Raw genomic sequence first — 24,525 nt, 5'->3', positions numbered from 1 at the left:
ATTTACTTTTTTTAAAGGGAGCTATTTTCGTTTAACGCTGCCTTTTTCTTTTTCCGGCTGTTCATGAATAATGGGTAAGTAAGTGATAAAATTGTTAAGATTAAGAGTGTAATTGAGATAGGTGAACTAACAAAGATATCTAGATTACCATGACCAGCTACAATACTTTTTCTGAAATTTTGTTCCATATCTGTTCCAACAATTAATGCTAGAATCATTGGAGCAATTGGGAAGTCGTACAGTTTTAAGAATAAACCGATGACTCCGAAAATAATTAAGATATAGAAGTCTAATATTGTGTAATTCATTGTATATGCTCCAATAAATGCAAGCACTAAAATAATTGGATATAGAACTTTTGCAGGTACATCTAAGATTTTAATAAATACACCGACCATTAATACATTGATTAGGAATAAGAAAATATTACCCAAGAAAAGACTATCGATTAAGCTCCAAACCATATTCGGGTCACTTTCAAATAGAAGAGGACCTGGTTTAACACCTAGCATGACGAGAGCTCCTAACATTACAGCGGTTGTTCCAGAACCTGGGATACCCATTGTTAATAGTGGAACGAAAGCACCAACAGCTGCAGAGTTGTTTGCTGTTTCAGGTGCGGCTAAACCTTCAATTGCCCCTTTACCAAACTCTTCGGGACGTTTTGATAGTTGCTTTTCCGTACTGTAGGCCATTAATGATGCAATCGCTCCACCAGCCCCTGGTAAAATTCCAACTATGAAGCCAAGTGGGGAACTACGGAACATTGGCCACTTCGAACGTTTCCAGTCATCTTTTGTAATCCAAACTCGTCCGAGCTTATTTTTCTTACCAAGTGGATTATCAATGGTTAAGTAGTTATAAAGAATTTCTCCAACAGCATAAATACCAATAATAATAACTAAGAAATTAATCCCATCACTTAAATGAACATTGCCAAATGTAAAACGGTGTACTCCTGTTTGTAGGTCAATTCCAACAGTACTTAGTACTAAACCAATGCCCATTGAAATAAACCCTTTTGTCATATTTCCAATCGATAAGGAAACAACAGCTGATAAAGTAAAAAGCATTAATAAAAAGTATTCCGCCGGACCAAATTGTAAGGCGAAATTTGACAAAGGTTTTGCTAAAAACATAAATCCTATAACAGCGACAAAACCACCAATAAGTGATCCAATTGCCGTAATCGCAATCGCTGGGCCTGCACGACCTGCTTTTGCCATTTGGTAACCATCAAATGTTGCAGCAACAGCAGATCCATCACCAGGTGTGTTAATTAAGATGGAACTTAACGATCCACCATACATTGCCCCATAGTAAATAGTTGCCATTAAAATTAATGCACTCGTTGGATCCATGCCGAATGTAACTGGGATTAAAACCGCAATTGCTGTTGCCGGTCCTAAACCTGGAAGCATTCCAACAATGGTTCCTAAAAATCCACCAAATACAACGAAAAGTATATTTTCTGGTCTTAGTACCGTCGCAAATCCTTCAAGAATTCCTTGTATATCCATATTAACCCCCCTTAATCTACGGTAAGCTGACGTCTAGAAGTTGAGAAAAGGCGTACCATGATCCCAAACTAAATAAAACAGCTACACTAATGTTAACTTTCCATTTTTCTTTTCCATTCACGATAAATAAAACTGCAGCCATAAAGAACATTGTAGAAATTAAGAATCCTACTCTTTCAAAAATGAGTGTATAAATCAATGATAATACTAATGTCGAAATGATAAGAAAGGGAACTCTGCCTTTAAACAATAGCTTCACTTCATCATTTTTTGGATAGTGATTTCTTAATTCTTTTATGAAATAAATAACACTCACTACAAAAAGAAAAATACTGACCATTAGTGGAAAATAGAGAGGACCATTTGGGTCTCCTAATTTGGCTTTTGGTAGATTAATAGTTGATATAAAGTAGATAATGCTAATTAGAATTGAAATAATCGGTAAGATTAATCTAGTTGCCCCCATTTATATAACCATCCTTTCTATAAAACATTTTTATTTTTGACATTAAATATACTCTGTTATGCACCCCTTAGATGATAATAATAAGTTCTTCTACTCATATTTTAAAAGTTTAGACACAGTTCTGTAACCGTTTTCAAAATAAATAATATAAAGAACGAAAAAATCTTTTTGTTCATTTTGTTCACAAAAAAGCATCTTGAGTCCACTTCAAGATGCTTTGCTCTTACTTTAATTTTACATATTTTCGCTCTGGCCTACCTACAATTCCATATTCAAGTTCTGCAATCACCTCATTTGTTGATGCGAGGTATTCTAAATATCGCCTTGCGGTAGTACGGGATGCCCCCATGCGTTCACCCATTTCTTCAGCAGTAATACCTGTCTCTAATTGACTCATAATTTCTTTTACTTTTTCAAGGGAAAGGGGATCTATACCTTTTGGATAATATATTTTCTTCTCAACAGTATGGATTGGCTTGCCTCCAAAATACTGATCTGCAAAGGTTTGGTCGACTTCATTCATGTTCTGAAGTAATTCTTTCTTCTCAATATATTTTTTGATTGTTTCCGTAAACTTTTCGACTGTAACCGGTTTTATAAGGTAATGAAAGACACCGCTTCGGAGAGATTCCTCTAAATGCTTTTTTTCTGTTGCGGCAGTAATCATAATGATGTCTACTTCGGGATACCGATTTCGAATGATTGGCAACATTTCAGTACCCATTTTATCAGGCATATAAACATCCAATAAGAGAAGATCGATATTTTCATGTTTTTCTAGCATATCAAGCGTTTCTTTTGCGTTCGATGATTTTCCTATCAAGTGTACATCGTCAATTTTTTGAAGAAACTGTTCATGAATCGACGCTACTCTAAAGTCATCCTCGGCAATAAGTACATTGATCATCAGTCTACCTCCTTATCAATCTGATTTTTCATTGGTAGAAACACCGTAAAAATCGCTCCGCTATTTTTTCCATTTGTCACTTCAATTGAACCGTTTAGTTTGTCGACAACGGTCTTAACGTTCCACAACCCAAAGCCTCTGTTTTTCTCGGCTTTTGAGGATACTCCTTTTTCAAAGAGATGAGTCATTTTTTCGTTTGGGATACCTTTGCCGTTATCACTTACTTCGAAAACAATGTCGTTTCCGATATCAGTTACGAAGAAGGTGACTTTTCCTTCATCTTGCATAACCTCGTCAATCGCATTGTCAATTAGGTTACCAATAATGATGATGCAATCTGTAATTGAAATATGAGTAGGTAATACTGATAAATAGCTATTTTCATCAATTTCCAAACATACCTTTTTTTCTGAGGCCTTTCCAATTTTTCCAAGTAGAATAGCTTGGAGTTTAGGATCTTTTATTTGATTAAATAAAAGATCGTTTTGAAAGTTAAGTTGATTTGTTTCTTCTTGAATCATCGCAATTGCTTGTTCGTATTGTTCTAACTGCAGTAACCCAGATAAAACATATAATTTATTGGTGAATTCATGTGTTTGTGCCCTTAAATCTTCGGAGTAATTTTTAATTTCAGTTAAGGTATCAACCATTTTCTTAATTTCTGTTTTATCCCTGAAGCTTGAAACGACTCCAACTGTTTTGCCATTTTCGATGATTGGCATACGGTTGACGATTAGAACACGGTTATTCATAATCATCTCATCATCGGTTTCAACCATATTGGTTTCCAAGACCCGAAGCATTCTTGTGTTAGGTAGGAGTTCTTTGATTGGTTTGTTAATACTGTCATTCGAAATTCCAAGCATTTGTTTTGCAGATTTATTAAGTAATGTAATAGATCCCTTATTATCGATTGCGATAATTCCTTCTTTAACTGATTTTAAGATTGCATTCCTTTCTCTGTATAAAGAAGCAATTTCATGTGGCTCTAGCCCCATAATGTCATTTCGAATACTTTTTGCTAATAAGACTCCACCAAATAAACCAACTATTAAAACAATAATTGCGATAAGAAGCGTTTTTAATAACTTCTGATTAATATTTTGTTGTATCTCGCTTTTTAAAAAGCCAACGCTTACAACACCTACGATCTGGTGACCATGTTCGTCAGCAATAATAGGCGCCTTTCCCCATAAAATAGTACCAAGTTCATTATCTGTTTCAATCGTGTAAAAACCACCAAAAACAATTGCTTTGTAGTTTTCTAGATCAAAAGCGGAATGGCTAGCTTCATAAGTAGGGTATGACATACTCAGCCCGTCCTTATAGTCAATGAGGACATAATTCGCACCGGCCTGGTTACCAATTTGTTGTGTAATAGCTTGCATCGAACCTGATTGCAGGTTTTCTTGAGAAACATCCTTCATGATGGGTATTAATGAGAGTGTGCGGGACGCCTGTAAAGCAAGTTTTTGCATTTCTGCATTTGTGTCCTTTGCTTCATAATAAATAAACATCCCTGTTAGGATTGAAATAACAAAAACGATTAATGAAATAATTAATGTGATAATTTTAGTTTGCAAAGTAATGTTAAAAAGCTTTAACATGTTATTCTCTCCGGCGTTATTAATATAGGAAGAATTGTAGAATCTTCTATTATTATATCGAAAAATGTCATAGATTCATAACATTTCGTAATTTTTTGTTATAGAAAAAGAAGCTCTATCAGTAAGAGCTTCTTTCAGGGGATTATATTAAAAACATTGCAACAATCGTTGTTACTACTAAACCGATTGTAACTGGTAGCAAGTTTTTCCTCGCAAGTTCAAACGGGTCAACTCCACAAATGGCAGCAGCAGGAATGAGCGCCCAAGGTACGAGTGTTCCTCCACCTACCCAAATTCCGGCAATTTGCCCCAGTGCTGTTAGTGTGGCGGCACCTGCTCCAATCGCTGATGAGAATAAACCTGCAAGCGATCCGGCTAGCGATATTCCAGAAAAGCCTGAACCATCTAAACCAGTAATTGCCCCAACAACTGATAATGTAATAGCTCCAATTGGTGCATTTAATGGTACAACGGAAGCAAGACTTACCCCTAGGTCGTTTACAATCCCTTGTGAATGTGCAGGTAAGAAATCGCCAATGATTTTTACAAATGCTGAGTCACCAAGATAGAAGAATGCTGCAATTGGAATAACTGGACCAAATACTTTAAATCCAAATTGAAAACCTTCAATTAAATATGTTGTTGTTTTTTCTAATCCAGCATTTTTGTGGGCCACAAGTGAAATGAGTAGAAGAATAAAGATTGAGGTTCCGCCGACCAGTGCTGTTGCATCACCTCCGGAAAGATGTAATACGGACATCGCAACGACATCTAAGACAAAGAGGATTGGGATGAAAATGGCAAAGAAACGTTTTGCAGGTATAGATAACAAACTCCTTAATCGTTGTTCCTCTTTGTCCGTCAGATTCTCTGTTAACGGATTTGTATAGTCCGTTTTACCATTCACGGTGAGGGTGCCTTTGCGCATATCACGACGAAGGAGAATATAGGCAACAACAGTTGTAACAAGACCCATTACAAATACTAGAGGAATACTTGCTTTTACAACCTCAAGCACTTCAAGGCCAGCTGCATCTGCCGTAAGCTTTGGGGCTGCTTGAATAATAAAATCACTCGACAATGCAATACCATGACCGAACAAGTTCATTGCCATTGCAGCGCCTAGAGCAGGTAAGCCCACTCTCATTGCAACCGGTAAAAGTACCGCACCAATTAAGGCAACTGCTGGAGATGGCCAGAAAAACCATGAAATCACCATCATGACAATTCCGATTGTCCAATATGCCAGAGCTGGAGAACGTATTAGTTTAGCAAAAGGAGTAATCATGATATCATTGATACCCGTTACTGTTAATGCTTTACTCATCGAAACAATTATTGAAATAACGAGTATTGTTGAGAGTAACTCGGTTATTGCATAAATAAAGCTATTAAAGACACCACTTACAGAAGCGCTAATTGATCCCGTTGCAGTAATAGCAAGTAAAAAGATGCCAATGATACAAATAAGTGATGTGTCCCGCTTCATCACCATAAAGCCGATGATGAAGAGGATAAAAGAAACATATATCCAATGCAGGGCTGTTAATTCCACTAACATTGTAAAACCCCCATTCAATCATTCCGATTCAAGCAAAGGTAACTACACGTTTACCTATGTTTGTATTACAGAATATGTAAAGGGGGATAGGGTGTGAGAAGTCACAAAAAGTTTTTAGTGATGTTTAATCATCTTGTAAAGAGTGAAAAGTTTTTGTGTATACAGGACCCGAAAAGACAGCTTGATTGATACCAGCTTTTGTTTTATCAATCATTTGTTCAAGCTGTAGAAATGCTGGGGAACGGGTCCAATCCAAATAATAGGATTCCTTCATCCAAAAGCTTGCAATGACAAATGTATCACTTTTTATGGGCCGAAGAGCACGGAAAGCAACAAGTCCTGATGTGTTTTGAGTCATTGAATTCGTTTGAGTAATGTTGTATTCAAATAGTGGTTTACCTTCTTCTGTTACAGGTACATAGGTCAATGCAGCAAATCTTGCACTATCAATGTCACCAGTGCCAGCAAGGACTTCATATCTTCTTGGTGCTGCAAAAACAGATTTATTCGTTGTTTCGTGTAATAAAATGGCAGTTTCGTTATTATAAAACGTGGCCATATTTTCTTTTTTATGTTTTTCACGAAGTTTTTCTAAAAAATCAACTGTACCTAACGCAATATAAAAATTCACATTAATCCTCCTTTATTTATAGGACATACATAGTGAGAAACTTTTACAGTTATACTAAAAGATAACATAATCAAATGAACGTTTCATTATATCTAGCTCCAGCGTCTATCCCTACTCTGGTCTGGCCAATCCGTCAAGAAGGATAAACTGCATCCTTCTAGCCGGCTTTCCTTATGCTGGTCTGACTAGTACAGGATGTGCTGACCTTATGTTTGCTACAGGACGTGGCAGTAGTTTGTAGAAGTTCCATACAAGTCGCTTTCGCTTTTAATTTTTCCAAGGAGGTCATTTTATGAAAAAGAAATTATTTCTCTCATTATTAGCTATTGTTGGTTCTTTTGTCCTTGGATTGTGTGGCTATTTGCTTATCATTTATGCAGGTGACTATGTCATTGATGACAAAAAGCTTGTAATGAATTCCGCAACAAAACTTGTTGATGAAGATGGTAAATTTATTACAAAACTTTATTTTGAGAATCGCGATATTGTACCGATTAAGGAAATTCCGGAATATGTCCAGCAAGCATTTATCGCGGTTGAAGATACTCGTTTTTATAAACATCATGGAATAGACCCTCAGGCTATTGGCAGAGCAATCTACAAAGATATTATTGCAGGTGGGAAGGTAGAAGGTGGTAGTACAATTACACAGCAACTCGCAAAAAATGTTTTCCTCACGAACGAAAAAACATTCCTTCGTAAAACAAAAGAACTAATTATATCTATTAATTTGGAAGAAGAATACAGCAAACAAGAACTCCTTGAAATGTATTTGAATCAAATCTATTTTGGACATGGTGCATATGGAATACAATCGGCAGCAAAATTTTATTTTAATAAAAATGCAAGTGAGTTGACGGTTGAGGAGGGAGCGCTTCTTGCAGGAATACCGAAAGCACCCTCCACTTATTCCCCAATCTTAAATCCTGAAAAAAGCAAACAAAGACGGGATTTGGTCATTAATTTAATGGAAAAAAAGGGGTTTTTACAACCAGAGGAAGCTGTAAGAGTCCAAGGTAAGACACTTTCATTAAATGTTCACGAGGTAGAAAGAGACCCTGCTTTATTAACCTATATTGATATGGTTTTTGACGAAGCGAAGACACGCTATCATTTATCAAATGAAGAATTACTAAGAGGTGGCTATACTATCACTGTTCCACTTCACATGGAAATTCAAAAAAAAGCATACGAGCTTTTTAAGGATCAAAAGAATTTCCCAGGCGTTGATGAAAATGTCGAAGGTGCTTTCGTTTTACTAGATAACGATACAGGTGGTGTCTTAGCAAGCGTTGGCGGAAGACGTTACGTAAGTCGAGGGATTAATCGAGTCTTTATTAAGCGACAACCTGGATCGACGATTAAACCTCTAGCAGTATATGGCCCTGCATTAGATGAAAATGAATTTGAACCTTATTCCATGTTGGTTGATAAAAAGCTTTCTTATGGTGAGTATGAACCAAGCAATTACTCTGGAATTTATAAAGGTAAAATCTCCATGTATGATGCATTAATCGAATCTGCTAATGCACCAGCTGTCTGGATGCTTGACAGACTCGGAATTGATACAGCAAAAAAATATTTAACAAAGACAGGTATCACAATTCCAGACCAAGGCTTATCGATCGCATTAGGAGGACTTAAAGAGGGAATTTCACCGATTGCAATGGCAAAGGCATATCGTGCCTTTGCACGTGATGGAAAAGTAATTGAACCACACGTAATTAGTAAAATAGAAAATCGTGATGGGAAGGTAATTGGTGAAGCATCTACCCATGAAACCGAAGCATTTTCAAAACAAACGGCTTGGTATATGACGAGAATGCTCGAAGGAGTAGTAGATAATGGAACTGCAAGAGCGGGGACCTTTTCGGGTGCGCTTGCAGGGAAAACGGGGACAACCAATTTACCTGGGGTCGAAAATGGAATTAAGGATGCATGGTTTGTCGGGTTTACTCCCTCAGTAGTCGGGGCAATATGGATGGGGTATGATACAACAGATGCTGCCCACTATCTAAAAGGTGGAAGTGCATCTCCTACCAAATTGTTTAAGAAGATTCTCGACCATTCGGAACTGAACAAAGCTACCGCTTTTTCTGCTCCAAAAGGTGTCGAAGAGCTCGAACCACCGATTCGTATATCCAAAATAGATGATATGACAGCTGATTTGACTTTTAAACCGCTAGGGCTGTTTACGGTTTCTTTAAAATGGACACCTTCAGAAGATGAGAGGGTAGAGTATCGGATTTATGAAGAGAATTCTAAGTCTGTTAAATATGTGGGTTCTGTTAGAGGGATAGGCAGCTTTGAAATTGAAAATGTAAATATCTTTTCAATGCCATCCTATTTTGTAGTTCCGTATAACTCACAGACAAAAGAAGAAGGTACACATTCGCAATCTGTAAAGCCTAGCTTTTTTCAAAAAAATAAGATAGACAGGGTGGTGTTCTCAGTTTCACCACCCTTTTGATTATCGTCAAATTTTTGACATTTACCCCTGTTTTGTATACAAGGATAGTAGAAACAATTATAGTGGTAGAGTGAGGATAAATGAATAAACGAAACTTACTTATGCTATTATGATAACTATTGTGTGAAGATGTTGAAAGGCAGGTATATACAAATGAAAAAGGGTTTTAATGATACATTATTAAGGGCGGCAAGAGGTGAAAAAACCGACCATGTTCCAGTATGGTATATGCGCCAAGCTGGCCGATCTCAGCCAGAATACCGAAAAATAAAAGAAAAATACAGCTTGTTTGAAATAACTCATCAACCAGAGTTATGTGCGTATGTGACAAGACTTCCAGTTGAACAATATGATGTAGATGCTGCAATTCTGTACAAAGACATCATGTCTCCACTACCAGCACTTGGGGTAGACGTTGAAATTAAAGCCGGTGTTGGCCCTGTCATTAGTAACCCAATCCGCTCTCTTAAAGACGTAGAGAAGCTTGGAGAAATACATCCAGAAGTAGATGTTCCATATGTTCTGGACACAATTAAACTGTTAACAACAGAACAGCTCTCTGTTCCATTGATTGGATTTGCTGGAGCACCATTTACTCTAGCAAGCTATATGATTGAAGGTGGGCCTTCAAAAAACTATAATAAAACGAAGGCATTTATGTACGCTGAACCTGAAGCTTGGTTTGCCCTAATGGATAAATTAGCTGATATGACGATTACATATGTGAAGTCACAAATAACTGCAGGTGTAAAAGCTGTACAAATTTTTGACTCTTGGGTAGGGGCACTAAATGTGGCAGATTACCGCCATTTTATCAAGCCAGTTATGCATCGTATTTTCTCGGAACTACGTGAGGAGAATGTACCCCTTATTATGTTCGGGGTAGGAGCAAGTCACTTAGCTTTAGAATGGAATGACCTACCACTTGATGTTGTTGGACTTGATTGGCGCCTTCCTGTTATGAAAGCAAGAGAACTTGGAGTCACTAAAGCAGTTCAAGGAAATCTAGATCCAGCTATTCTTTTAGCTCCATGGGAAGTAATTGAAGCAAGAGCAAAAGAAATTTTGGACCAAGGTATGCAAAAACCTGGTTATATCTTTAACCTTGGACACGGCGTTTTCCCTGATGTAAAACCAGAGACTCTAAAGCGTCTAACTACATTGATCCACGAATATTCAAAAAATAACTAACCTAGAACTATTCTAGCTTTTGAGGTGTTGTAAATGACAAAAAAGAAAATGGGATTACTCGTAATGGCTTATGGTACTCCTTATAAAGAAGAAGATATTGAAAGGTATTATACTCATATTCGTCATGGCCGAAAGCCTACACCAGAAATGCTTGAGGATCTTCGCAGTCGATATGAGGCGATTGGAGGAATATCTCCACTCGCCAAAATTACGACTGATCAAGGTAAAAAGCTTGAGGAACATTTAAATCAAATTCAGGATGAAATCGAATTTAAAATGTATCAAGGATTAAAGCATATCGAACCATTTATTGAAGACGCCGTTGCGCAAATGAGTCAAGATGGAATTGAGGAAGCGGTAAGTATCGTACTTGCACCTCACTTCTCCACCTTTAGTGTAAAAGCCTATAATGGTCGTGCAAAAGAAGAAGCGGAAAAACTTGGCGGGCCTACCATAACTTCTGTTGAAAGCTGGTATAAAGAACCTAAATTTATTGAATACTGGGCAAATCAGGTGAAGCAAGTATATGCTTCAATGCCTGAGGATGAGCGGGAGAATGCAGTGTTAATTGTTTCGGCACATAGTCTACCTGAAAAAATCATTGCAGCTGGTGACCCATATCCAGGTCAATTACAAGAGACTGCTGATTTGATTGCAAATGCTGCAGGCGTAAAAAATTATGAGATTGGTTGGCAAAGTGCAGGTAATACACCTGAACCATGGTTAGGTCCAGACGTTCAAGATTTAACAAGAGACCTTTATAATGAAAAAGGGTACAAGGCTTTCGTTTATATTCCAGTTGGATTTGTTGCTGACCATTTAGAGGTGCTTTACGACAATGACTATGAGTGTAAAGTCGTAACAGAGGACCTAGGTGTAAGCTATTACCGTCCAGAAATGCCGAATGCCAAGCCTGAGTTTATCGATTGTTTGGCAACTGTGGTTTTAAAAGAAGTAAAACAATAGAAGATTGAATTAAAAGCAAAGAGGCGATGTTAAGTGAGTAATCAAAAGGTAGTTGTTATAGGTGGTGGGATTACTGGGTTAACAGTAGCTTATTATCTCCAAAAAGAGGCAAGGGAAAAGAATTTAGATATGAAATGCATGCTTCTTGAGGCAAGCCATCGACTAGGAGGAAAAGTACAAACTGTCGAACGCGATGGTTTTGTCATCGAAAGAGGACCAGATTCTTTTCTTGCTCGGAAAAAAAGTGCCTCCCGACTTGTCAATGAAGTTGGTTTAGGGGATAAATTGGTCAACAATACTGCTGGAAAATCATATGTTCTTGTTAATGGAAAACTCCATCCAATGCCTGGTGGATCTATTATGGGGATACCTACTCAAATCGGACCGTTTATCACAACTGGCCTATTCACTCCACTTGGTAAACTGCGTGCTGCAATGGACTTTGTATTGCCACGTACACCTGGGGGAGCAGATCAGTCACTTGGTCAATTTTTTAGAAGAAGACTTGGGGATGAGGTTGTTGAAAATCTTATCGAACCACTACTTTCAGGGATATATGCCGGGGATATTGATCAATTAAGCTTAATGTCGACTTTCCCTCAATTTTATCAAGTTGAGCAAAAATACCGGAGCTTAATCGTGGGCATGAAACAAACAACACCACCAAAACCAAAGCCAAGTGGGGATACAAAATCAGCACCTAAGGGTCAGTTTTTAACAGTTACAACTGGGCTTCAATCATTTATTGATGCAATAGAAGCAAAGCTTGAACCAGGTACTGTATTTAAGGGAATCAAGGTTGAAAGTATTGAAAAGCAAGATAACCAATATGTTATTATGCTTAACAGTGGAGAAAAAATTACCGCTGATAGTATAGTTGTAGCGACACCGCATCATGTTACACAATCTATTTTTAATCAATATTCATTTTTCGATGCCTTTAAGGAAATGCCGTCAACATCAGTGGCAACTGTAGCAATGGCTTTCCCTGAAGAAGCAATTAAAAAGGATATAGATGGAACTGGTTTTGTTGTATCTAGGAATAATGACTATATTATTACTGCTGTTACATGGACCCATAAAAAGTGGCCGCATACTACTCCAAAGGGGAAAGTTCTACTTCGTTGCTATGTTGGAAAAGCAGGAGACGAAGCAATAGTAGATCAATCAGATGAAGAAATCATCAAAGTTGTTCTTGATGATTTGAACAAAACGATGAACATCACGGATCAACCAGAATTTTCAATTGTGACTCGATGGAAAGATGCGATGCCACAATATACAGTCGGTCATAAGGATCGGATTGAATTTGTAAAGAAAAATGTTGCTGAGAACCTACCTGGCGTCTTTTTAGCAGGAAGCTCTTATGAAGGTCTGGGGTTACCTGACTGTATAGACCAAGGGGAAGAAGCCGTTAAACATGTTCTTGAATATTTAAAAGAAAATACACCAGTACTTGTCAAATAAGAAAAGGAAGGCCTCGGCCTTCCTTTCTTATTTAATTTCATTGCAGTGGTCACATTTGTTACCGTAGCACTCATGCTGTTCATCAATATCGTGGCCACACTCAACACATTTTTTTGGTGGTAGGTTTTTGAAAAATTCTGTACTTTTTACTAACATTTATAACCCCTCCGTTTCTTTTCTTGTTTATAGTGTACTATAACAGATAAAAATATGTCAATAACTGTTTTGTAACAAAAACACTAAAAAAATGAAAAAAATTTTCGTATCGATTATAGTGGTATTGGATAGGGTAAACCATGGAAGAGTTGTTATTTTTAGAGACGGATAATATAAGGAGAAAGGTGATTGTATGAAGGTAACGGTAGTTGGATTTTGGGGTGGCTTTCCTGCAGCGAATGAAGCAACATCTGGGTACTTATTTGAACATGACGATTTTCGTTTGCTCGTTGATTGTGGCAGTGGTGTACTAGCACAGCTTCAAAACTACATAAAAATTGATGAGCTTGATGCGATTATTTTAACTCATTATCATCATGACCATGTAGCAGATATTGGTCCAATGCAGTATGCTAGATTAGTGACAAGCGCGATACAAAATCAACAAAAAGAACTACCTATATATGGACATACTGGTGATCAAGAAGGATTCTCAAGATTGGAGCTTAAGGGACATACAAAAGCAATAGCTTACAATCCAGATGAATCAATTGAAATTGGCCCATTTTCAATAACTTTTATGAAAACAAAGCACCCTGTCGCATGCTATGCCATGAGATTGACAGCAGGTGGAAAAACGGTTGTTTTTTCAGCAGATTCCAGCTACATAGAAGAGTTTATTCCATTTACACAAGATGCAGACCTGTTTATTTGTGAATGTAATTTATATGCGGACCAAGAGGGTTCGAATATGGGGCATATGAATAGTACAGAAGTTGGGAAAATTGCATCTGCAGCAAAGGTAAAAGAGCTTTGGATTACACATCTGCCTCATTACGGCAAACATGAGGATTTAGTCAATCAAGCATCAATCCAATTTAATGGACATATCAAATTAGCAAAATCAGGACTAACTTGGGAGTGAAAAACGATGTTATTTATCGATAATAAAGGAATTACAGACCCACAAATTAATTTAGCAATTGAGGAATATGCACTTAAGAATTTAAACATCAATGAAACGTATTTATTGTTTTATATTAATGCTCCATCCATCATCATTGGGAAAAACCAAAACACTATCGAAGAAATTAATACTCAGTACGTAGAAGACAATGGCATTAAAGTAGTGCGACGCTTGTCTGGTGGCGGGGCAGTTTATCATGATTTAGGAAATTTAAATTTTAGCTTCATCACGAAGGACGACGGGGAAAGCTTTCACAATTATAAAAAATTCACAGAGCCCGTAATCGAAGCACTTCATAAGCTTGGTGTAAATGCGCAGCTTAGCGGACGCAATGATATCGAAGTAGATGGAAGAAAAATCTCAGGAAATGCCCAATTTTCAACGAGAGGTAGAATGTTCAGTCACGGAACACTCATGTTTGATTCTGAAATTGACCATGTTGTTTCAGCCCTCAACGTAAAGAAGGAAAAAATTGAATCAAAAGGAATTAAATCTGTTAGAAGCAGGGTTGCAAATATTAGTGAGTTCCTTAATGAAAAAATCAAAATTGAGGAATTTAGACAAATGCTGCTACGCTACATTTTTAAAACAGATAGTGATATTCCAGAATATAAATTAACAGAGCAGGATTGGGACAAGATTCACGAAATTTCAAAAGAACGCTATCAAAATTGGGATTGGAACTACGGAAAATCACCAAAATTCAATTACCAACATACACATCGTTTTCCGGTTGGTTCAATCGATGTACGTCTCGAAGTTCAAAAGGGAACAATTGAAAACTGTAAAATTTATGGTGACTTCTTTGGGGTTGGTGATGTTGGTGAAATCGAAGAGTTATTAATCGGAACAAAATATGAAAAAGCTGAGCTAGAGAAAGCCTTAGAAAATGTTGACATTCAGCATTATTTCGGAAAAATTACCAAAGAAGATTTTATCAATTTAATTTATTAAAATGAAATTGAATAAAACGGGCTAGATGTTTTAGAATCTAGTCCGTTTTTTTATATAAAGACCATTTCACTCTTGATAGTAAAACTTTCTTTCAATATAATATATTTAGAATTTTATTTTTATCATTTAATGAATTACTATTTATTCATTTAGTGATTAAGGGAGGGAGAAATTTGAATTTATCAACACGACTAGGGGAAACAGCAAGGAATTACTCCGACAAACCAGCATATATTTTTCAAGGTAATGTAAGTACATATGCTGAATTAGATGGTGCAGTAACAAAATTTGCAAACGGTTTAGAAAAGCTAGGAATTAAAAAGGGCGATCACATTGCTCTAGTTTTGGGGAATACCCCGCATTTTGTTATTGGATTTTATGGCGCACTTCGTTTAGGGGCAACTGTTATTCCGATAAACCCGATTTATACATCTGATGAAATTGGGTATATTTTGGGCAATGGAGATGTAAGGGCTGTCATTACGTTAGACTTGCTTGTTCCACTATTTGAAAAGATGAATGAACACCTTCCTAAAGTTGAACATCTCGTTGTATGCGAAACACCACAAGGGGCAAATAGTGGAGTAGATGTATCACAGCTTTCCATCTATCCAAAAATGAAATCGTTTACAGGTATTGTTGGCTCTGGTGATTTATCATTTGTAGGGCCTGCTTTGGATGATGATGATGTCGCAGTTATTTTGTATACATCTGGTACAACTGGAAAACCAAAAGGGGCAATGTTAACCCATAAGAATTTGTATAGTAATGCAAGGGATGTTGCGGAATATCTAAAAATTTCCGAGCAGGATCGAGTGATTACAACTTTGCCGATGTTCCATGTTTTCTGTTTAACAGTTGCGTTAAATGCACCATTAATGAATGGGGGAACAATGCTTATTGTTCCCAAATTTAGCCCAATGGAAATTTTCAAAATTGCAAGGGAACACAAAGCAACTGTTTTTGCAGGAGTTCCAACAATGTATAATTTCCTCCTTCAATATCCGGAAGGAAATCCTGAGGACCTATCCACGCTACGATTGTGTATTTCAGGTGGTGCAGCAATGCCTGTTGCTCTGTTAAAAGGCTTTGAACAGAAATTTAATGTTCTTGTATCTGAGGGGTATGGTTTATCTGAAGCATCACCTGTAACATGCTTTAATCCATTAGATCGTCCTCGAAAACCAGGTTCAATTGGAACAAGTATTCTGAATGTCAAGAATAAAGTTGTGGACGAAAATGGTGATGAAGTTCCTGTTAATCAGGTTGGTGAGTTGATAGTTCGCGGTCCAAATGTCATGAAGGGCTATTATAAAATGCCTGAAGAAAGTGACGCTACATTGCGAAATGGCTGGCTTTATACAGGTGATTTAGCACGAATGGATGAAGAAGGCTACTTTTATATCGTGGATCGCAAGAAAGATATGATTATTGTTGGTGGATACAATGTTTACCCAAGAGAGGTAGAAGAAGTGCTTTACAATCATCCTGATATCGTTGAAGCTGCTGTTGTGGGAGTACCAGACCCAAATCTGGGTGAGGTTGTTCACTGTTATGTCGTGAAGAAAAGTGCTAGTTTAACTGAAGAGAATCTACTTGATTACTGTCGTGAGCATTTAGCCAAATACAAGCTTCCTAGTAAATTAGAATTCATTGAAGAACTTCCTAAAAACACAACAGGAAAAATTCTACGTCGCGCATTAAAGGATTTAGTGACTAAATAAGATGTAAAGAGCAGATCTACTTGGCCTATCAGACTGTTGACAAACGCCCGCATTATACGTTTCTTGCATCGCTCCTTCGCTCATGAAGGCAATTTCTATTCGCATCTTCGCTCGGTGCGCGCGCCTTGTTTGGCAAGTGTTATCAAGTCAGTCTGGGTAAGATACTTCTAATTAGATACTCTAAATAAATTTGTGTAGACAAAGACAATATTGACTTTGTCTACACTCTGGCAGGTCTATTAGGCCTGTTTTTTGTTTGTGTCTTATTCTAAAATTTGTTAGAGGAATTTTTTAATTTGAAGCGAAATAGGATGTAAACGATATCAAATTTTGTTGAAGAGGTGGAACCATGACTACAGTTTTATACCGAGTTGAAAACCATGTAGCAACTGTCACACTGAATCGTCCAGATGCACTGAACTGTTTTAATTATGAGATGCTCAAATCACTTGATGAAGTTGTTGAGCATATTCGTACAAATGCGGATGTTCGAGTTGTTATCATTACTAGTACAGGTGAAAAAGCATTTAGTGTAGGTGCTGATTTAAAGGAGCGAAAAACATTAAATGAAGAACAAGTTAGAAGAAATGTTTATAAAATAGGTGAAGTTTTTGCGAATATAGGTGATTTGCCACAGCCGACAATTGCAGCGATTAATGGCTATGCATTCGGTGGAGGAATGGAACTTGCGTTAGCCTGTGACTTCCGAATTTCAGTTGAAGACACTCAGATGGGACTGACGGAAACAAGTTTAGCCATTATTCCAGGAGCAGGGGGTACGCAAAGACTCCCACGTCTCATTGGTGAAACAAAAGCAATGGAACTCATTTTAACTGCAAAACGAATAAGTGCCCAAGAGGCGAAAGAATATGGGATTGTTTCAAGTGTTGTGCCACGAGATGAACTAATGGAAGCATCTATGAACCTAGCAAATGATATGCTAAAAAACGGCCCACTCGCCCTACAGCAAGCCAAATTCGCCATTAAGCAAGGGATGAATACAGATTTACATACAGGCTTTAAGATTGAGAGAAAAGCGTATGAAGTGATCATTCCAACTGAGGATAGGGTAGAAGCGCTAGCCGCTTTTAACGAAAAAAGAAAACCGAATTATAAAGGGAAATAATTTCGTGTGGCGTCTCGTGTGTGAGGCGCTTTTTTTATGTGGTGATTTTGCTAAAGAAGATGGAAATGGAATAATAGCACTAGAACCAAAATAAAATCGATAGACTCAAAATAAATTGATCCAAAACAAAATCGATAGATTCAATATAAAACCGATAGAACTTAATCGAAAGTCCCAATTTCTCAAAAGTTTTCAGACAAAATGATTGAAAAAGTATCCTAAATTTAAGACAATTAGTAATAAAAAAGTATTAAAGGAGAATATCGGAGGAATGACAACTACAGTATTAACAAAAAAACAGTCCGAATTTAGGAACGGCCTTCAAGCAGGTATTAGTATTGCACTTGGCTATGCACCTGTTGCATTAACATTTGGCTTGTTAGCAAAATCGACAGGTCTTACGGTGATTGAAACCGTCATGATGAGCCTTATCGTTTTTGCGGGAGCAGCACAATACATCGCCTTACAATTAATAGCGGTTGGGACAGGCGTTTTTGAAATTATCTTGACTACGTTTATATTAAATATTCGACACTTTCTAATGTGCGCATCTCTTAATGAAAAAGTGGAGGACGACCATCCAATAAAAAAAGCACTATATTCATTTGGTATTACAGATGAGACCTTTTCTGTGGCTGCTGTAAAGGAAGGGAGAGTTTCAACAGGATATTTATTCGGGGTCATCTCCATTTCGTATGGAAGTTGGGTCATATTTTCTGGGATTGGGCACGTCATTGGGGCAAGCCTTCCGCAAGTACTTCAGCAAAGTATGTCAGTTGCTCTGTATGCGATGTTTATTGGTCTTCTCGTACCATCCTTGAAGAAACAAAGAAAAGTTATTGTTCTTGCCGGAAGTGCAGCAATCTTAAATACCATTTTATCTTTTTTCTTAGAGCCTGGCTGGTCGATTGTTGTAGCATCACTTATGGCAGCCATTGGCGTAGAAGTGGTCATGAGTTTAATCGGAAATAAGAAGGAGGAGGCCGAGCAGCGTGGATAAAACAATTTTAATGATAATTATTGGAATGGGAATAGTGACATATATCCCGAGGATGCTTCCCTTTGTTGTATTTAACACAGTTAAATTACCTCCATTTCTCCAAAATGTGTTAAAGAATGTTCCTTTTGCCATTCTTGGAGCACTGATTATTCCAGGGGTTTTTATGATAAATGAAGATATTTGGTTTGGAGTAATTGGTGCAGCAGTTGCCTTTTTTGCTGCCTATTTAGGAGCAAATGTAATAGTTGTCGTTTTAAGTTCTATTCTTGCACTAAGCATTTACTCCTTTTTTATGTAAGGAACAATCGAATGCAAACATTTACCGAAAATGTTATCCAGATTATTAAACAAATACCACCTGGAAAAGTTATGACGTATGGACAGATTGCTAGACTTGCTGGAAGCCCTCGGGGTGCAAGACAAGTTGTCCGAGTCCTTCATTCAATGAGTAAAAAATACAATCTCCCATGGTATCGGGTTATTAATTCCAAGGGTGAAATTGCAATCCTTGATGAAGAAACGCATGCTGCACAAGTCATTTTTCTTGAGAATGAGGGTGTAGAGGTAAAGAATCATTCAATTGATTTAAAAAATTATCAGTTTTATCCAGAGTGAATGCCCAGGGTCTCTCCTGGGCTTTTTACATCTACATTTCCTCTGGAGCTTTTATTCCTAGTAATCTTAATCCCTCTTTTAAAACGATGGTAACCGAACGGACCAATGCGACCCGATCATTCATTTCTACATCTTCATGTAAGACCTTTACATGACTATAGTATTTATTGAATTCTTGGGCAAGTTCCATGATATATTTTGCAATGACAGAGGGTTCGTACAACTGCATACTTCTTTTAATGATGGCTGGGAATTCCATTAGCAGCTTTACAACAGACCAGCTATATGAATCAGAAAGTCCTATTGGTGAAGTATCTGTTACTGTTGCTTTCCGTAAAATAGAACAAGCTCTCGCATGAGTGTATTGAACATATGGTCCGGTAGTTCCTTCAAATGTAAGCATTTCCTCTAATGAGAATTCAATATTATTCAATCTTTCATTTTTTAAATCATGGAAAATGATTGCCCCAACACCCACCATTTCCGCAATTTCCTCTTTGTTTGCAAGGCTTGGATTCTTCAGTTCAATATTTTGCTTGGCAAGCTTGATTGCTTCCTTGATAACCTCCTCCAAAAGAACAATTTTTCCTTTTCGAGTCGACATTCTCTTTCCGTCTTTTAGGATAAAGCCGAATGGGACATGAACCATGTCTTTCCCCCACACATATCCCATTTTTTCTAAGACAAGGAAAATTTGTTTAAAATGCAAGCTTTGTTCATGGCCTACTACATAAATTGCTTTCTTAAAATGGTAGTTTTCTTGACGATAGATGGCTGCAGTTACATCTCTTGTAGCATAAAGAGTAGCACCATCTGATTTTTTTATTAAGCAAGGAGGGAGGTTTTCATGTGATAAATCAACTACCTCTGCACCATCTGACTTGGTCAAAAGATTTTTGCCTTTTAACATATCAACGGTCGCATCCATTTTGTCGTTGTAAAAAGCTTCTCCATGAAAGGAGACAAAGTCAACATGGAGTAAGGAATAAATCCTTGAGAATTCCTGTAATGATTCCTCTCTAAACCAACGCCAAAGGGCTATGGCTTCTTCGTTTCCATCCTCCAGTTTTTTAAACCATAGTCTAGCTTCTTCTTCAAGTTCAGGTTTAGTCTCAACTTCAGAGTGAAAGCGGACATAAAGCTGAAGTAGCTCTTTGATTGGATTCGTTTTAACGTCCAGCTCGTTGCCCCATAACTTATATGCGACAATGAGTTTTCCAAATTGTGTACCCCAGTCCCCAAGGTGGTTGATTCGAATCGGTTGATAGCCACATTTTTTTACAATATTTGCAAGGGAGTTACCGATTACAGTTGAACGCAAATGTCCCATTGAAAATGGCTTCGCAATGTTTGGTGAGGAAAAGTCGATAGTAATAGCAGCATCTTCACCAAAGTGATGGCTTCCGTAATTTGTTCCCTCAGTAAGAATTGACTGAAGGATATCCTTACTTATTTCGTTTTTATTTAGGAAACAGTTAACATAGGGTCCCGTTGCAACAACCTTTTCAAATAGCGACCCCTGAATGGAAGTTGCTATTTCCTCTGCAATAACAGCCGGGGCTTTTCTATATTGCTTCGCGAGTGTAAAGCATGGAAAAGCAAGATCACCTTGTTCTCGGAATTTTGGTTTTTCGATTAGCTTTAAAACCTCGTCGTAAGTTAAAACATCCTGAAATTGTTTCGATATTTCTTCTGCATACACTTCCTTGATATTCATTTCTAAAACCTCCTTTAAAAAAATAAAAAAATCCCGTCTCTTAAAAGAGACGAGATTTACCCGCGGTACCACTCTGATTGTTCAAGATGAACCAAGCTTAATAAGTAACGGGTCCCCCCGGCACACCCTACTTATTGTTCAGGTGTGCTTCTCAGAAGTGCGGTTCATCTTGATTTCACCATTGGGCTTCCACCATCCCCAACTCGCTATTGGTCCACATCAGGATTACTCTCTTCATCATAGAAATTCCAATATTTTTCATTTATAATACCTAAATCGATTAAAGAAATCAATGGGTTTTTACAAGGATTAGATTGACCAAAATAAAACTAGAGAAAAGTCATTGTTCTAACTGGCCCCACTTTTAACTAAAATACTAGTAAGAGGGGTTGTACATAAAGGGGGACATCTTAGTGAGAAAAGTAATCGGTTGGTCACTTGGAATTTATCTCGTTTTTGGATTATTTATAGCATGGTATTTGTTTTTTGGGGCAAATACGGAAATTCCTACCCAGTTAAAAGGAAGTCCTGCAGATCCACAGACGTTCATGAATGATCGTGAGCTTTTATTAAGTGAAGAGTATTCACAAATTAAAAATCTACTGTTTTTCTTATCAGTGCCTTTTGAATGGCTGATTTATATACTGGTTCTCGTAATCGGTATTTCAGCAAAATTTCGGGACTGGTCAAAAGTTTCAGCTAAAGTATCAATTCTTCAGACCGCTATTTACCTTTTTTGGCTTTCGTTGTTGGTGGAACTTTTATCTTTTCCGCTTTCATGGATAAGCTATAATGTTTCCAAAACGTATAATATTACCGTTCAATCTACTCAGAGCTGGATGAAGGATTTACTGATTGATTTTTGGGTGAATTATGCTTTAATGATTGTCATCGTAGGTGTCTTGTTCTGGTTGATTCGAAGAAATGAAAAGAGATGGTGGTTCCATGCATGGCTTCTATCAATTCCATTCTCAATGTTTCTCATGTTTGTTCAACCAGTCATTATCGATCCACTATATAACGACTTTTTCCCATTAACAAATAAAGAGTTAGAAACAAAAATTCTTGAAATGGCAGATCGCGCAGATATCCCGGCCGATCATGTATTTGAAGTAAATATGTCAGAAAAAACGAATTCCTTAAATGCATATGTAACTGGAATCGGTTCCAATTCTCGGATTGTTCTTTGGGATACAACACTCAAGCGTTTAAATGAAGATGAAATTTTATTCATTATGGCCCACGAGATGGGGCATTACGTGATGAAGCATATTTACTTCGGAATTGCAGGATATTTGGTATTAACCTTAGTGGGACTATTTATCATTAGTAAACTCATGAACTTTATGATTCGAAAATGGGGTCATATGTTTAAAATCTCAAGTGTAAAAGATATTGCGGTTCTGCCTGTGTTTTTGTTGTTAATTTCTTTATTAAGCTTTGTTTCAGATCCAGTCTCAAATGCTGTTTCAAGACATCAGGAGAAGTCAGCTGACTTGTATGCACTTGAAATGACGGAGGATAACAAAGCAGCCGTTTCGTCATTCCAGGAATTATCAAAGGCAGGTTTAAGTCAGGTGAACCCACCTTTTCTCGTCAAGATATTTAGATATGGGCATCCAACAATGCTTGAAAGGATTACGTACACAAACGAATTTGAGAAAAGTGAGAAATAATTTAAAAAGCCTTGTATCCAGAGAGAGCTCTGTATACAAGGCTTTTTTTTAGAAAATATGTTATAGTACAGAATTACTATTTTTAAGTTGTTTTATAAAACTTTACAGAAAAATGTTCCGTTTATGAAAACACTGTTATATAATACTTTTAGTATTAATAATCTGTATTATAACAATAAAAGGAAGGTGTTGGGGACAAAATGACGACACAAACCACAGGAATTCAAGTCATAGGAATTATGAATGAGCAGTATGAAGAAATTTTGACACCTCAGGCATTGAACTTCATTGAAAAACTAGAGCGAAACTTCGGAGAAAGAAGAAAACAACTTGTAGAAAAGAGACAACAAAGGCAAAAAGAAATTGATAATGGAATCATGCCAAGATTTTTATCTGAAACGGAACATATCCGAAACGGAAATTGGACAGTTGCCCCTATTCCAAAGGATTTACGGGATCGGAGAGTTGAAATTACTGGTCCAGTTGATCGGAAAATGATCATTAATGCATTGAACTCAGGAGCAAAAGTGTTTATGGCTGATTTCGAAGATGCCAATGCTCCAACCTGGAAGAACGTAATTGAGGGACAAATTAATTTACGAGATGCTGTAAGAAAGACTATAGATTTTAAAAATTCAAACGGTAAAAAATATCAGTTGAATGATGAAATTGCAACACTTGTTGTTCGCCCACGCGGCTGGCATTTAGAAGAGAAACATATCCAACTAGATGGAAACAGAATATCAGCAAGCTTACTAGACTTTGGACTTTATTTTTATCATAATGCGAAACATTTGATTAAGAATGGTAGTGGGCCCTATTTTTATTTACCTAAGATGGAAAGTCATCTTGAAGCAAGGTTGTGGAATGATGTTTTTGTTTTTTCACAAAATGAATTAGGAATTCCTCAAGGTACGATAAAGGCAACCGTCTTAATTGAAACAATCCTAGCAACCTTTGAAGTAGATGAAATTTTATACGAACTAAAAGAGCATTCAGCAGGCCTGAATTGTGGGAGATGGGATTATATTTTTAGCTATGTAAAAAGGTTCCGAAATGTTGAAAATGTGATACTTCCAGATCGCTCAATGGTGACGATGACAGTACCGTTTATGAGCGCTTACTCACAGCATGTTATTAAAACTTGTCACAAACGGAATGTTCACGCAATTGGGGGAATGGCAGCTCAGATTCCGGTTAAAAACAATCCAAAAGCAAATGAGGAAGCATTTAAAAAAGTGCGTGCAGATAAAGAACGTGAAGCGAATAATGGTCATGATGGTACTTGGGTAGCACACCCTGGGCTTGTACCAATTGCGAGGCAGGTCTTTAATACAGTTATGCTAGGTCCTAACCAAATTGATAAAAAACGTGAGGATGTTCAAGTGACAGCTGAGGAACTCATAGCCGTACCAGACGGAAGTATTACTGAGCAGGGGGTTCGTACAAATATCAACGTCGGCATTCAATACATCGAATCATGGCTTCGTGGACATGGTGCTGCACCGATTCATAACCTTATGGAGGATGCGGCGACAGCAGAAATCTCTAGAGCCCAACTTTGGCAGTGGATTCGCCATCCAAAGGGTATCCTAGAGGATGGAAGAAAGGTAACATTAGAGCTTATTGAACAATTTAAGGAAGAAGAACTGAAGAAAATAAAACAAGAAATTGGAAACGAAATGTTTGAAGCAGGTCGTTTTTCGGAAGCAACACGTCTGTTTGAGGATTTGGTGACGAATGATGAGTTTGTAGAATTTTTAACGATACCAGGTTATGAACTTTTATAGATTACAAGATTTAA

The 24,525-nt window shown here is 37.3% G+C and carries 21 protein-coding genes and 1 other annotated feature; of the genes, 13 read left to right on the top strand and 8 right to left on the bottom strand.

Going from position 1 to position 24,525, the window contains the following annotated elements; translation table 11 throughout:
- Positions 1 to 11 precede the first annotated feature (11 nt).
- From BTHG_RS07140 to BTHG_RS07110, 6 genes are all read right to left on the bottom strand, one after another.
- Positions 12 to 1,520: a tripartite tricarboxylate transporter permease gene (locus BTHG_RS07140; protein WP_010283497.1), complete on the bottom strand. Its 1,509-nt coding sequence runs from the start codon at positions 1,518 to 1,520 to the stop codon at positions 12 to 14.
- A gap of 16 nt (positions 1,521 to 1,536) precedes the next feature.
- Positions 1,537 to 1,986 carry a tripartite tricarboxylate transporter TctB family protein gene (locus tag BTHG_RS07135; RefSeq protein ID WP_010283496.1) on the bottom strand — a complete coding sequence of 150 codons (450 nt, stop codon included), beginning with the start codon at positions 1,984 to 1,986 and terminating at the stop codon, positions 1,537 to 1,539.
- 223 nt (positions 1,987 to 2,209) lie between these two features.
- A complete protein-coding gene (locus BTHG_RS07125; protein WP_010283495.1) occupies positions 2,210 to 2,893 on the bottom strand; it encodes a response regulator in 684 nt (227 codons plus the stop codon).
- Positions 2,893 to 4,500: an ATP-binding protein gene (locus tag BTHG_RS07120; RefSeq protein WP_010283494.1), complete on the bottom strand. Its 1,608-nt coding sequence runs from the start codon at positions 4,498 to 4,500 to the stop codon at positions 2,893 to 2,895. Before BTHG_RS07120 ends, BTHG_RS07125 begins: the two co-directional genes overlap by 1 nt.
- Before the next feature lie 142 nt (positions 4,501 to 4,642).
- Complete coding sequence (locus BTHG_RS07115) at positions 4,643 to 6,061, bottom strand: hypothetical protein (RefSeq protein WP_010283493.1); 1,419 nt, start codon at positions 6,059 to 6,061, stop codon at positions 4,643 to 4,645.
- Positions 6,062 to 6,185: 124 nt separating this feature from the next.
- Complete coding sequence (locus tag BTHG_RS07110; protein WP_010283492.1) at positions 6,186 to 6,692, bottom strand: antibiotic biosynthesis monooxygenase; 507 nt, start codon at positions 6,690 to 6,692, stop codon at positions 6,186 to 6,188.
- 292 nt (positions 6,693 to 6,984) lie between these two features.
- On the opposite strand from BTHG_RS07110, the gene BTHG_RS07105 reads away from it, so the two are divergent.
- The 4 genes from BTHG_RS07105 (at position 6,985) to hemY (ending at position 12,786) form a co-directional block, all read left to right on the top strand.
- Entirely contained in the window at positions 6,985 to 9,162 is a 2,178-nt protein-coding gene (locus tag BTHG_RS07105; RefSeq protein WP_010283491.1) for a transglycosylase domain-containing protein, read from the top strand.
- 153 nt (positions 9,163 to 9,315) lie between these two features.
- On the top strand, positions 9,316 to 10,353 hold the full coding sequence (gene hemE, locus BTHG_RS07100) for a uroporphyrinogen decarboxylase (protein WP_010283490.1): 1,038 nt from the start codon (positions 9,316 to 9,318) through the stop codon (positions 10,351 to 10,353).
- A 33-nt stretch (positions 10,354 to 10,386) separates the two neighbouring features.
- Complete coding sequence (gene hemH, locus BTHG_RS07095) at positions 10,387 to 11,319, top strand: ferrochelatase (protein WP_010283489.1); 933 nt, start codon at positions 10,387 to 10,389, stop codon at positions 11,317 to 11,319.
- Positions 11,320 to 11,352: 33 nt separating this feature from the next.
- Complete coding sequence (gene hemY, locus BTHG_RS07090; protein WP_010283488.1) at positions 11,353 to 12,786, top strand: protoporphyrinogen oxidase; 1,434 nt, start codon at positions 11,353 to 11,355, stop codon at positions 12,784 to 12,786.
- Between the two features lie 27 nt (positions 12,787 to 12,813).
- Here the strand turns inward: hemY and yhfH are convergent, their stop codons facing one another.
- The gene (gene yhfH / locus BTHG_RS26165; RefSeq protein WP_010283487.1) at positions 12,814 to 12,942 is read right to left on the bottom strand and encodes a protein YhfH; all 129 of its coding nucleotides are present in this window, start codon (positions 12,940 to 12,942) and stop codon (positions 12,814 to 12,816) included.
- Between the two features lie 193 nt (positions 12,943 to 13,135).
- Here yhfH and BTHG_RS07080 point away from each other — a divergent pair, with 193 nt between their 5' ends.
- The 7 genes from BTHG_RS07080 (at position 13,136) to BTHG_RS07050 (ending at position 19,328) form a co-directional block, all read left to right on the top strand.
- Entirely contained in the window at positions 13,136 to 13,867 is a 732-nt protein-coding gene (locus tag BTHG_RS07080) for an MBL fold metallo-hydrolase (protein ID WP_010283486.1), read from the top strand.
- Positions 13,868 to 13,873: 6 nt separating this feature from the next.
- Positions 13,874 to 14,863: a lipoate--protein ligase gene (locus BTHG_RS07075; protein WP_010283485.1), complete on the top strand. Its 990-nt coding sequence runs from the start codon at positions 13,874 to 13,876 to the stop codon at positions 14,861 to 14,863.
- Between the two features lie 173 nt (positions 14,864 to 15,036).
- A complete protein-coding gene (locus BTHG_RS07070) occupies positions 15,037 to 16,587 on the top strand; it encodes a fatty acid--CoA ligase family protein (protein ID WP_010283484.1) in 1,551 nt (516 codons plus the stop codon).
- 349 nt (positions 16,588 to 16,936) lie between these two features.
- A complete protein-coding gene (locus BTHG_RS07065; RefSeq protein WP_010283483.1) occupies positions 16,937 to 17,713 on the top strand; it encodes an enoyl-CoA hydratase in 777 nt (258 codons plus the stop codon).
- A gap of 271 nt (positions 17,714 to 17,984) precedes the next feature.
- Positions 17,985 to 18,713, top strand: coding sequence for an AzlC family ABC transporter permease (locus BTHG_RS07060; RefSeq protein WP_010283482.1), 729 nt, complete (start codon positions 17,985 to 17,987; stop codon positions 18,711 to 18,713).
- A complete protein-coding gene (locus BTHG_RS07055; protein WP_010283481.1) occupies positions 18,706 to 19,011 on the top strand; it encodes an AzlD domain-containing protein in 306 nt (101 codons plus the stop codon). Before BTHG_RS07060 ends, BTHG_RS07055 begins: the two co-directional genes overlap by 8 nt.
- 11 nt (positions 19,012 to 19,022) lie before the next feature.
- A complete protein-coding gene (locus tag BTHG_RS07050; protein ID WP_010283480.1) occupies positions 19,023 to 19,328 on the top strand; it encodes an MGMT family protein in 306 nt (101 codons plus the stop codon).
- A gap of 31 nt (positions 19,329 to 19,359) precedes the next feature.
- Here BTHG_RS07050 and argS read toward each other — a convergent pair whose 3' ends face one another.
- Positions 19,360 to 21,045: an arginine--tRNA ligase gene (argS, locus tag BTHG_RS07045; protein ID WP_010283479.1), complete on the bottom strand. Its 1,686-nt coding sequence runs from the start codon at positions 21,043 to 21,045 to the stop codon at positions 19,360 to 19,362.
- A 42-nt stretch (positions 21,046 to 21,087) separates the two neighbouring features.
- Positions 21,088 to 21,295 (bottom strand) — a binding site (T-box leader).
- A gap of 163 nt (positions 21,296 to 21,458) precedes the next feature.
- Between argS and BTHG_RS07040 the strand changes: the two genes are divergently transcribed.
- Together BTHG_RS07040 and aceB are read left to right on the top strand one after the other, a co-directional pair.
- Positions 21,459 to 22,721 (top strand): M48 family metallopeptidase, encoded by a 1,263-nt coding sequence (locus BTHG_RS07040; RefSeq protein WP_010283478.1) that lies wholly within the window; start codon positions 21,459 to 21,461, stop codon positions 22,719 to 22,721.
- A gap of 200 nt (positions 22,722 to 22,921) precedes the next feature.
- Positions 22,922 to 24,511, top strand: coding sequence for a malate synthase A (aceB, locus tag BTHG_RS07035; protein ID WP_010283477.1), 1,590 nt, complete (start codon positions 22,922 to 22,924; stop codon positions 24,509 to 24,511).
- Positions 24,512 to 24,525: the final 14 nt, after the last annotated feature.

This window comes from Bacillus timonensis (assembly GCF_000285535.1).
GTDB lineage: Bacteria > Bacillota > Bacilli > Bacillales > Bacillaceae_L > Ferdinandcohnia > Ferdinandcohnia timonensis.
The sequence above is the reverse complement of the archived record's forward strand: the minus strand, read 5'-3'. Positions and strand labels throughout refer to the sequence as shown.